Source organism: Microterricola pindariensis, assembly GCF_002936985.1.
Classification (GTDB): Bacteria; Actinomycetota; Actinomycetes; order Actinomycetales; family Microbacteriaceae; genus Microterricola; species Microterricola pindariensis.
On the sequence record NZ_MPZN01000092.1, the window covers coordinates 1 to 10478 of the forward strand.

Annotated in this window: 11 protein-coding genes; 9 read left to right on the top strand and 2 right to left on the bottom strand. The window is 70.1% G+C overall.

Features of this window, described 5'->3' with window-relative positions; all coding sequences use genetic code 11:
- From GY24_RS16210 to GY24_RS16240, 7 genes are all read left to right on the top strand, one after another.
- Positions 1–471 (top strand): uridine monophosphate kinase (locus GY24_RS16210; RefSeq protein ID WP_133161228.1); only part of this gene is annotated, 471 nt, incomplete at its 5' end.
- 41 nt (positions 472–512) lie between these two features.
- Complete coding sequence (gene frr / locus GY24_RS16215; RefSeq protein ID WP_104477545.1) at positions 513–1067, top strand: ribosome recycling factor; 555 nt, start codon at positions 513–515, stop codon at positions 1065–1067.
- 8 nt (positions 1068–1075) lie between these two features.
- A complete protein-coding gene (locus tag GY24_RS16220) occupies positions 1076–2095 on the top strand; it encodes a phosphatidate cytidylyltransferase (protein WP_083363658.1) in 1020 nt (339 codons plus the stop codon).
- Between the two features lie 38 nt (positions 2096–2133).
- Complete coding sequence (locus GY24_RS16225; RefSeq protein ID WP_231919404.1) at positions 2134–2685, top strand: DivIVA domain-containing protein; 552 nt, start codon at positions 2134–2136, stop codon at positions 2683–2685.
- 39 nt (positions 2686–2724) lie between these two features.
- Positions 2725–3387 carry an aggregation-promoting factor C-terminal-like domain-containing protein gene (locus GY24_RS16230; RefSeq protein ID WP_233279426.1) on the top strand — a complete coding sequence of 221 codons (663 nt, stop codon included), beginning with the start codon at positions 2725–2727 and terminating at the stop codon, positions 3385–3387.
- A 31-nt stretch (positions 3388–3418) separates the two neighbouring features.
- Entirely contained in the window at positions 3419–3718 is a 300-nt protein-coding gene (locus GY24_RS16235) for a hypothetical protein (RefSeq protein ID WP_104477547.1), read from the top strand.
- Positions 3715–4464, top strand: coding sequence for an alpha/beta hydrolase (locus GY24_RS16240; RefSeq protein WP_104477549.1), 750 nt, complete (start codon positions 3715–3717; stop codon positions 4462–4464). The genes GY24_RS16235 and GY24_RS16240 overlap by 4 nt, the downstream gene beginning before the upstream one ends.
- Before the next feature lie 12 nt (positions 4465–4476).
- Here GY24_RS16240 and GY24_RS16245 read toward each other — a convergent pair whose 3' ends face one another.
- Together GY24_RS16245 and GY24_RS16250 are read right to left on the bottom strand one after the other, a co-directional pair.
- Positions 4477–5541, bottom strand: coding sequence for an AI-2E family transporter (locus GY24_RS16245; protein WP_104477557.1), 1065 nt, complete (start codon positions 5539–5541; stop codon positions 4477–4479).
- A 47-nt stretch (positions 5542–5588) separates the two neighbouring features.
- Positions 5589–7202: a DivIVA domain-containing protein gene (locus GY24_RS16250; protein WP_083363663.1), complete on the bottom strand. Its 1614-nt coding sequence runs from the start codon at positions 7200–7202 to the stop codon at positions 5589–5591.
- Between the two features lie 261 nt (positions 7203–7463).
- Here GY24_RS16250 and GY24_RS16255 point away from each other — a divergent pair, with 261 nt between their 5' ends.
- Positions 7464–9299 carry a hypothetical protein gene (locus GY24_RS16255; protein ID WP_133161229.1) on the top strand — a complete coding sequence of 612 codons (1836 nt, stop codon included), beginning with the start codon at positions 7464–7466 and terminating at the stop codon, positions 9297–9299.
- The gene (locus GY24_RS16260; RefSeq protein WP_104477553.1) at positions 9296–10291 is read left to right on the top strand and encodes a tetratricopeptide repeat protein; all 996 of its coding nucleotides are present in this window, start codon (positions 9296–9298) and stop codon (positions 10289–10291) included. The genes GY24_RS16255 and GY24_RS16260 overlap by 4 nt, the downstream gene beginning before the upstream one ends.
- Positions 10292–10478: the final 187 nt, after the last annotated feature.

The window sequence follows — 10478 nt, forward strand, 5'->3', positions numbered from 1 at the left end:
AACGCCCTCGCCCTGCAGGACTTCCTCGAGCAGGCCGGCGCGGAGACCCGCGTGCAGTCCGCCATCTCGATGACCCAGGTCGCCGAGCAGTACATCCCGCGCCGTGCAGAGCGCCACCTGGAGAAGGGCCGCGTCGTCATCTTCGGCGCCGGCGCCGGGCTTCCCTACTTCTCCACCGACACCGTCGCCGCGCAGCGCGCGCTGGAGATCTATGCCGACGTCGTGCTCGTCGCCAAGAACGGCGTCGACGGCGTCTACTCCGACGACCCCCGCACCAACCCGGACGCGCACAAGATCGAGCACATCACCTACCAGGAGGCGCTGCAGAGCGGCCTCAAGGTCGTCGACTCGACCGCGTTCAGCCTGTGCATGGACAACGGCATGCCGATGCAGGTCTTCGGCATGGCCCCGCAGGGCAACGTGACGGCGGCGATCCTGGGCTCGGACCTCGGAACCATCGTCAGCAACTGACAACAACTAAGCTTGAACCACCATTACCTGAAGGAGTCACCGTGATCGCGGATGCCCTGTCCGATGCCGCCACCCGTATGAGCAAGGCTGTTGAGGTCGCCAAAGACGACTTCGCCAGCATCCGTACCGGCCGTGCCAACCCTCAGCTGTTCCAGAAGATCATGGTCGACTACTACGGCACGCCCACCCCGCTGGCCCAGCTGGCGTCGTTGGCGAACCCCGAGGCGCGCACGCTCCTCGTCACGCCCTACGACAAGGGTGCGCTGCGCGACATCGAGCAGGCCCTGCGCAACGCCCCGAACCTCGGTGCCAACCCGTCCAACGACGGCAACGTCATCCGGGTGACCCTGCCCGAGCTGACCGAGGAGCGCCGCACGGAGTTCGTCAAGATCGTGCGCACCAAGGCCGAGGACGCCAAGGTCGCCGTGCGCAACATCCGCCGCAAGGCCAAGGACGAGCTCGACGCGCTGAAGAGCGAGGTCGGCGACGACGAGGTGGCGCGCGGCGAGAAGGAGCTCGAAGCTGTGACGAAGACGCACGTCGACGCCATCGACGAGGCGTTGAAGCGCAAGGAAGCCGAACTGCTCGAGGTCTAGGGCTTCCCATGCAGAGTGTTCCGGATGCCGACCCATCGCCGCCCAGCGCGCCGAACGGTCGAGGGGCGAAAGCCGAGTTGCGGGCGCAGGTGAAGGCCAGGAAGGCCGAGCTGCGCGCGCAGGCGCAAGCCACCAAAGCCGATATTGAGCGTGGGCTCGATGGGGCCAGGGCGCATCTGGACGCCACCAACGAGCGGATCAAGGCCCGCACCGGGCGCAACCTCATCCTGGCGATCCTGATCGGGCTCGCGCTCGGCACGGTGACGCTGTTCAGCCTCATCGTCGTCAAAGAGATCTTCATGATCTTCGCGATCGTCCTCGTGCTGTTCGCCAGCTACGAGTTCGCCTCCGCGCTGCGGGCGGGCGGGCGGCAGGTGCCGCGCATCCCCACGGTGATCGCGGCCATGGCCGTGGTGCCCGCCGCGTTCTACGGGGGAGCGGCCGGCCAGTGGGTGTCCATCCTGCTCGGCACGCTCTTCGTCGTGCTTTGGCGGCTCGTCGAGCAGGCGGTGCCGTCCCGGCGCACGCCGGGCCCGGCGCTGCTGCCCGACCTCGGCGCCTCCGTCTTCGTGCAGATCTACGTCACCTTCCTCGCCAGCTTCGCCGTCGTGCTCGTCGGCCAGGACGGCGGCGAGTGGTGGACGCTCGCGTTCCTGATCGTCGTGATCGCGGCGGACACCGGTGCGTACGCCAGCGGGCTGATGTTCGGCAAGCACCCGATGGCGCCCGTGATCAGCCCCAAGAAGACGTGGGAGGGCTTCGCGGGCGGCGCCGTGGCGACCATCATCGCCGGTGTGCTGCTCGGCCTGTTCATGCTCGGCCAGCCCTGGTGGTTCGGCCTCATCTTCGGCGTCGCCATGCTGCTGAGCGCGACGCTCGGCGACCTCGCCGAGTCGCTGATCAAACGCGACCTCGGCATCAAAGACATGAGCTCGTGGCTGCCCGGCCACGGCGGCTTCCTCGACCGGCTGGACTCGATCCTGCCGTCGGCGGCTGTCGCCTTCGTGCTCTACCTGATTTTCGTGTGATGACCGCGAAGCGCAACGACACAGAGGAGAAAAGTTCGGTGAGTACGACCTTTCCCCGGGCCCGCCGCCCCAAACTCGGCTACAAGGTCGAGCAGGTTGAGGAGTTCCTCCGGCTCGCCCGCGCCGTCTACGACGGCACGGCCCCGGCCGACACGACGCTGAGCGCCGACGGCATCCGCCGCACCGCCTTCGCCATGGCGAAGAACGGCTATTCGACCGCGCACGTGGATGCCGCCCTGGAACGCCTCGAGGACGCCTTCGCCGCCCGCGAGCGCGAGCAGGCCGCGCAGGCCATGGGCGACGCCGCCTGGTTCCAGGAGGCCCGCAGCAGTGCGCAGGAGATCCTCAATCGGATCGCTCGCCCGGCCAAGCACCGCTTCCAGCGGGTGAGCTTCCTGACCATCGGCTACAGCGTCGAGGACGTCGACAAGTTCGCCACGCGCCTGGCCTCGTACTTCGAGAAGGGCACGCCGATCACGGTCGACGATGTGCGCACCGTGGTGTTCCGCCCGCAGCGCGGCGGCTACCGCGAGGTCCAGGTCGACATCGTGCTGGATGCCGTCGTCGACGTCATGCTGGCCGTGCGTTGATGGACTCCCGTCGCGATTCTCCGCTAGCATCGGGGGATCGTGGGTAGACACACCGGAATCCTCCAGCCCGTCCACAGTGGCATCGCGCCCAGGGCCCGCTACCAGAGACCCCGCACCCGCGGCCGCGCGGCACTGTTCAGCTTCGCGTTCACCGCCGCCGTCGCCTTCGTCTTGGTCAGCATCGTCGACCCGTACTCCGGCGCCGTCGCGTCCCCGTACTTCCAGCTCGGCGACCGCTTCGGCGGGCAGCCGGCGCAGGCCGTCGCCGTCTCCGGCGACTTCACGAACACCGTCGTGCACGACAGCTACGACGCGGAGGCGCCCGCGCCGCCGCCGCCCGCCGTCGTCGAGACCGCATCCAACTCGTCCGGCTGGGCGCCGCCCGCCGTCAGCCCGGACCCCGGTTCGGCGCAGGCCTACGCGCAGGGCGCCGTCGCCGCCCGCGGCTGGGGCTCCGGCGAGTTCGACTGCCTGGTCGCCCTGTGGAGCCGCGAGTCCGGCTGGCGGGTCAACGCCTACAACGCGTCCAGTGGCGCCTACGGCATCCCGCAGTCGCTGCCCGGCTCCAAGATGAGCTCGGCCGGTTCGGACTGGGAGACCAACGCCGGAACGCAGATCGAGTGGGGCCTCGGGTACATCAGCGGGCGCTACAGCTCGCCGTGCGGCGCGTGGGCCCATTCGGAAGAGTCCGGCTGGTACTAGGCCGGGCCCGCCCGCTGCCTAGAATGGGTGCATGCCCCGCAACAACCGCCCCTCCCGCCGTGCCTCAGGGCAGCCGGACGACGAGCAGAACGGCCTCGGCCGGCTGCTGTCGGGGTGGAAGCGCGTCGAGCGGAAGCGCGACGGCGAGTGGTGGGTGCAGCCCGTCGGCGGCTCGCAGGCCGGCAAGGTCTATCTCTGCCCCGGATGCCGGCTCGACATCACCCCCGGCGTCGCCCACGTGGTCGCCTGGCGCGCAGACGGCCTGATGGGCGACGACGCATCGCTGGCTGACCGCCGGCACTGGCACAGCCACTGTTGGAGGCTCAAATGACGCACACCGCCGAGATCGCACCGGGCTCGCCCATCCGCGGCGCCATCGAACTGCCCGCGCTCCGCGAGGAGATCGAGCTGCACACCAGCGACGGTCTGACGCTCGTCGGCGAGCTGGCGCTGCCGGTCGACCGCCCGCCCGTCGCCACTCTGGTCACGCTGCACCCGCTGCCAACGGCCGGCGGCTTCATGGACTCCCACATCCTGCGCAAGGCCGCCGCCCGGCTGCCCGCGCTGGCCGACCTCGCGGTGCTGCGCTTCAACACCCGCGGCACCTCCTCGCCGCGCGGCACCAGCGACGGCCACTTCGGCGAGGGCCTGAGCGAGCGGGCGGATGTCGCGGCGGCGATGGCCTTCGTGGCCGAGCGCGGCCTGCCGAACCCGTGGCTGCTCGGCTGGTCGTTCGGCACCGAGCTGGCCATCAAGTACGGCCTGGAGCACCCCATCGCCGGGGCCATCCTGCTCTCCCCGCCGCTGCACCGCGCCAGCAGCGAGGAGATCGGCGCCTGGGCGTCGGCCAGCGTTCCGCTGATCGCGCTGATCCCCGAGTTCGACGACTACCTGCGCCCGGTCGAGGCCGCCGAGCGGTTCGCCGTCGCCCCGGCCACTCGGGTGATCCCGGTCGAGGGCGGCAAGCACCTCTGGGTGGGGGAGAAGCAGACCGTGCGGGTGCTCAACGAGATCGTCGATGCCGTCAACCCCTCCGCTGGCCCGCTGCCGGAGGTCTGGCCCGGCTACGCAGCCTGAGCGGAATGCCGCCTAGAGCGCGTTCTGCCGGGGGATGACCACCTGCTTGATGATGAGCAGGATGGCGGCCGCGGTGGGGATCGCGATCAGCGCGCCGAGCAGGCCGAGCAGTGAGCCGCCGGCCAGCGCTGCGATGACGACGACCGAGGCGGGCACCGCCACGGCCTTGTTCATGATGCGCGGGCTCAGCACGTATGCCTCGACCTGCATGTAGATGATGTAGTAGATGGCCGCGACGAGCGCCGTCAGCGGCGAGCCGAGGCCGGGGATCAGGCAGACCAGCACGATGATCACCGAGCCGGTGATGGTGCCGACCAGCGGCACGAGGGAGAACGTGAACGCCAGCAGGGCCAGGACCGCGGGGAACGGCGCCTGGATGATGCTCAGGAAGACGAAGCTCAGTGCCCCGTTGACGAAGGCGAGGGTCACCTGGCCGACGACATAGCGGCCGACGGACTGCGTGATCTGCTCGCTGAGGTCGGAGAAGCGCTCTCGCTTGCTCGCCGGGACGAGCTGGTAGAGGCCCCGCTTCATCGACGGCAGGCTGCCGGCGAAGTACAGCGTGAGGATCAGCACGATCACGACGCCGAACAAGCCGGTGGCCAGCACGGCGGCGAACTGGAGCACGCCGCCGAACACGCCGGCGAGCTGGTCCGGGTTCGTGACGAAGTCGTTGACGGCCTTGGTCACGGCCGCGACGATCTCCTCCACCTGCAGGTTCGGGAATGTCGCCTGCAGCGCCGTGACCAGCTCACCGGAGAGGAAACGCCGGGTGAGCTCCGGCACGAACTGGATCAGCTGGTCGACCTGCTGGCTGATGATCGGGATGACGGCGAAGACGACGCCGGTGAGGGCCGCCACCACGGCGCCCAGAACGCTGAGGATGGCCGCCCAGCGCGGGAAGCGGTGCCGTTCCAGGAATGCGATCGCCGGGTCGAGGCCGAGCGAGAGGAACAGCGCCGCGCCGATGTAGGTGAGGATCGTGGACAGCGAGGCGATCGAGGAGAGGATGAGGATGCCGAGGCCGACGCCGAGCGTCGCCACCAGGCCCAGCCGAAAAGCGTTCTGGATCCTCATCGGCTCCGCCATTGCCCACACCCCCATCGACGGCGGCGAACCGGGGATTACTCCGTGTCGGACGCCACCTGCTCAGCCTGCTTCAGCACACCGCGCAGGCTCTCGAAGTAACCGGCGACGGCATCGCGCTCAATCCTAATCTGGGAAAGGCGGTCCTCGGCGTCCGCCACGAGCGCCTTGGTGCGCTCGGTGGTCTCGGCCAGGCGCGCGGCGGCGGTCGCCTCGGCGTTGCTGATGCTGCGGGCGGCCGTCTCCTCCGCGTCCTCCAGGATCGCGCGGGCCTCGTCACGGGCGCCGTTGCTCAGCCTGTTGGCCTCCGCCCGGTTCTCCGTGGCCCGGCTGATCGCCTCGGCGAGCTGGGCGTTGGCGTCGTCCAGGAACTTCTGGGTCTGGGCGACGGCCTCCTGGTGGCGCTGCAGGTGATCCTGCTCCGCCTCGTCCCGGCGGGCCTTGAGCTCGACGTCGAGGTCGATGCGGGCCTGCTCGATCTCGCGGCGCATCTTCTGCACCTCGTGGCCGGTCTTCTTGCGGCTGGCGGTCAGCTGGTTCTCCAGGTCGATGCGGGCCTGCTCGGCATCCGCCTCGAAGTCGGCGCGGGCCTGCTCCTGCTCGAGGGCCAGGTCGGCGCGGGCCTGCTCGGTGTCGCCGTCGTGGCGGGCGCGGGTGCGCTCCAGCTCGTGGCTGAGCTTGAGGCGGGCGGTCTCGATCTCGCGGGCGAGGTCGGTCTTCTCCTGCTCGCGCGTCTGCGCGATGTCGGCGCGGCTCTGCTCCAGCTCGCGGGCGAGGTCTGTGCGACCCTGCTCCAGCTCGATCGCCAGGCCGGCGCGGGCCTCGGTGATCTCGGCGGCGAGGGCCTGCCGGGATTCCGCGCTCTCGCGCTCCAGGTCCAGGCGGGCCTGCTCGTTGTCGCGGGCCAGGTCCAGGCGGGCCTGCTCGGTCTCGCGGGCGAGATCGGCGCGGGCCTGGTCGAGTTCGAGGGCGACCTCTGAACGGGTCTGCTCCGTCTCCTGGGCGAGCCCGGCGGCGGCGGCGCGGGCCTCGGAGGCCTCCCGGTTGGCGACGACGACGACCTCGGCGGCCTCGCGCTCCGCCTCGGCGCGGATGGCGGCGGTCTCGCGCTTGGCGGTGGCGCGGAGCTCGGCGGCCTCGGTGGCGACGGCGCCGCGGATGGCGGCGGCATCCCGCAGTGCCTCCTGGGTGATGAGCTCCTGCTCGTCGTGCACGCGGGCGACGATGTCGTCGGCCTCGAGCCGGGCGGCCTCGAGCAGGCGCGCGGCCTTGGCCCTGGCGTCGCTCACGGTGCGCTCGGCCAGCGACGCGGCCTCCGTGCGCAGCTTCTCCACCTCGCCGGCAGCGGAGCTGCGCAGCTTCTCGGCGTCGATGTCGGCCTGGGCGATGAGGCGGGTGGACTGCTCCTCTGCCACGCGCAGGGTGTTCTCCAGCTTGGTGCCGAGGCCGGAGAACGTCGGGCTGCCGACTTCTTCCAGCTCGGCGGAGAGCTCGTCGATGCGGATGCCGAGGCGCTTGATCTCCTTGGCCGCATCCACGCCGTGCGCATTCGACTTGATCAGGTCACGGCGCAGGCCTTGGATGGCCTTGTCGACCTCGTCCTTGTCGTAGCCCCGGAATACCTGGGTGAACTCGGTCTCGTCGGTTGCCACGATCGCTCTCCTTATAAGTCGGTCAGAGCAGCGCAAGAGATCACGCTGCGAGCCTCACTGATTTTAGCGGCATTTTCTGGGGGTTGCCGACGGCCACACAGCACTATTGGATGGCTGGTTGGGGTTGCTTTCAGCTAGTACCGATAGTCTCAAATGTCTTTGGCTGTTGCCATTTCGACCTGTGAGCGGCGCATTCGCGCTGTTGCACGGCGCCCCCGCGCCTGTGCGGTCGTGGTTTCAGGCAACAGAAAAGGAGAGTTCGTGCGCTTTGTTCTTGCGATTGTGGCGTTTGTCGCCGCGGCCTGCATGATTGCGCTGGGCATTGCCCAGCGCACCGTTTTTCTTGAGCCGGCGAGCGTCTCTGTCGGCACGACCGTGGAGGGCAACGGCCCGTTCACCGTCATCGACAGCGACGCTCTGCTGGCACACGAGGGCGCCCAGACGGTCTCGATCCGCGGTTCCGGCGACACCTTCATGTCGTACGGGCGCACCGCCGACATCGAGGCGTGGCTCGGCGACATCGACTTCACCCGGGTGAGCTACGACGAGGACGCCAAGGAGCTCGCCACCACGGTCGTGCGCGGGCAGACGGTCAACCCGATGGACCAGGCCCGCGTGCCAGAGGTGAACTCGAACGGCCTCCCGGCCACCGCGCCCAACCCCAACCCGCGCGGCTCAGACCTCTGGCTGGAGGAGTGGTCGGGGGAGAACTCGATCTCCGCCACCGTCAACGTGCCGGAGGGGATCTCGGTGCTGGTCGCCACCGACGGCACCGCGCCCGCCCCGAAGAACATCCGCCTCTCTTGGCCACTCGACAACTCCACGCCGTGGGCCGGCCCGCTGATCGCCGGCGGCGCCCTGCTGCTGCTGGTCGGCCTGGTCCTCTACCTGTTGGCGCTGCTGCACCTGCGCCGTTCCCGCGGCCCGCGCCGCAACCTGCCGAAGGGCCCCAGGATGCCGAAGCTGCCCCGCGCGCCCAAGCCGAAGATGATCAAGGCCATCCAGATCACCGGCGCCCAGCGCAAGTCCATCGGGCGCTCCTCCCGCATCGCCGTCCTGCCCGTTCTGCTGATCTCCGGCCTCGCACTCTCCGGTTGCTCCGCCTCGTTCTGGCCGGACATGTCGGCCCCGTCCACGACGGCGGCGACGCCGACACCGGACGTCACCGCTGCGCAGGAGGAGTTCGACGAACTGCCGCCGCCCGCCGTCACCGTGCCGCAGCTGGAGCGGATCGTGCGCAACGTCGCCGTCACCGCCAACGAGGCGGACAGCACGATGAACGCTGAGCTGTTGCCCGCGCGCTTCACCGGTCCCGCACTGCTCGAGCGCCAGATGAACTACCAGATCCGGGCGGGCTTCCCCGAGCAGGCGCTGCCGGCCCCAATCCCGGCGTCGCCGCTGGAGATCATCCTGCCGCAGCAGAACTCGAGCTGGCCGCGCACGGTGCTGACCGTCATCCTGAACGAGGAAGACCCGACCATCGCGCCGATGACGCTGGTGCTCACGCAGAACAGCCCGCGGGAGAACTACCAGGTCGAGTACGCGATCACCCTGGCCGCCGACGCCGTCTTCCCGGAGGTCGCGCCGGCCAGCATCGGCGCCCCGCCGGTGGCGCCGGACACCAAGTTCCTGGTGATGGAGCCGGACAAGCTGGCCGCCGCCTATGGCGACGTGATCCTCAAGGACACGGAGAGCGAGTACTACCCGCTCTTCGACATCGAGCACGACAGTTTCGTGCCGCAGGTGGGCGTCGCGGCCACGGCCGAGCGCCGTGCCGCGCTCCCCGCGACGACCGACCTGACCCTGACGAATGAGCCGGGACCGGGCAACACCGTCGCGCTCGGCACCATCGATTCCGGCGCCGTCGTGGCCGTCAACCTGTACCAGATGGAGAGCGCAACCCCGAACGACAACGGCACGGTCGAGTTCAAGGCCAGCCCGACGAAGTCGCTCTCCGGGGTGGAGAAGACCACGAAGGGTCTCACCTCGACCCGCAGCGACCAGTTGTTGTTCTATGTTCCCGCCCAGGGCTCCGACGAGAAGATTCGTCTCCTCGGCTTCGCCCACAGCCTCATTGCCGCATCGGAGATCCCGTGACCAACGTTCCCCCCTCAGCAGCCAGCCTCCGCGGAGCCGTCGACCTGAGCTCGCTCGTGCAGCGGGCCAACGCGCCGACACCGGCGCCCGGCCAGGCGGCCGGTGCGCCCGGCCAGCCGGGTGCGCCCGTGCAGATCCCGAGCCTCGTGCTGGAGGCCGGCGACGCCAACTTCGGCGAGGTGCTCGAGCTCTCGCAGCACGTGCCCGTCCTCGTGGACCTCTACGCCGACTGGGCGGAGCAGAGCACGGCGCTCAGCGACGTGCTGCGCCGCGTCGTCGCGGGACTCCGCGGCCGGCTGGTGCTGGTGCGGGTCGCCGTCGAGGCGAACCCGCAGCTGGCGCAGGCCTTCCAAGCACAGTCGGTGCCGACCGTCGCCGCCGTGATCGCCGGGCAGCCGGTTCCGCTGTTCGCCGGCTCCATCCCGGAGGCGCAGCTGCTGGACATTGTCGAGCAGCTCCTCGCGCTGGCCGCCCAGAACGGCGTGACCGGCAGTGCCGTCGCCGCCGACGCGGGCACCGAGGGCACCGAGGGCGTCGGCGGGGCCGCGGCGGAGCCAGCGGAGCCCGTCGAGGAGCCCCTGCCGCCGCTGCACGCCGAGGCGTACGAAGCCATCGAGCGCGCCGACTACCCGGCCGCCATCGCCGCCTACAAGACGGCGATCGCGCAGGATCCGCGCGACGAGCTGGCCGTGGCCGGCCTGGCCCAGGTCAGCCTGCTGCACCGCCTGACCGGAAAGACCGTGCAGCAGATCCGCACGGCCGCCGGCGCCGGGCCGGACGACCTGGACGCCCAGCTCGACGTCGCCGACCTCGACCTCTCCGGCGGGCACGTCGCCGACGCGTTCGACCGGCTGCTGACGCTGTTCCCGAAGCTCGACGCCGACGGCAAGAACCGGGTGCGCGAGCGGATGCTGGAGCTGTTCGAGGTCGTCGGCACGACCGACCCGCTCGTCATCGCCGCGCGTCAGCGCCTGGCGATGCTGCTCTACTAGGCCGCTCCGGCGACCAGCCGTCGAAGCCCCGGATCCTGTTGGCTCCGGGGCTTCGCTCGTTCCTCGCTCAGCCGACGTGGGGAGGGGCGGCGCCCTCCAGCCGACGGGGGATTCACGTTGGCTCGAGGGAGCGCCAGCGACCGAGGCCAACAGCCCCGCCAGAGGGGCGCTACCCCTCGTGCAGCAG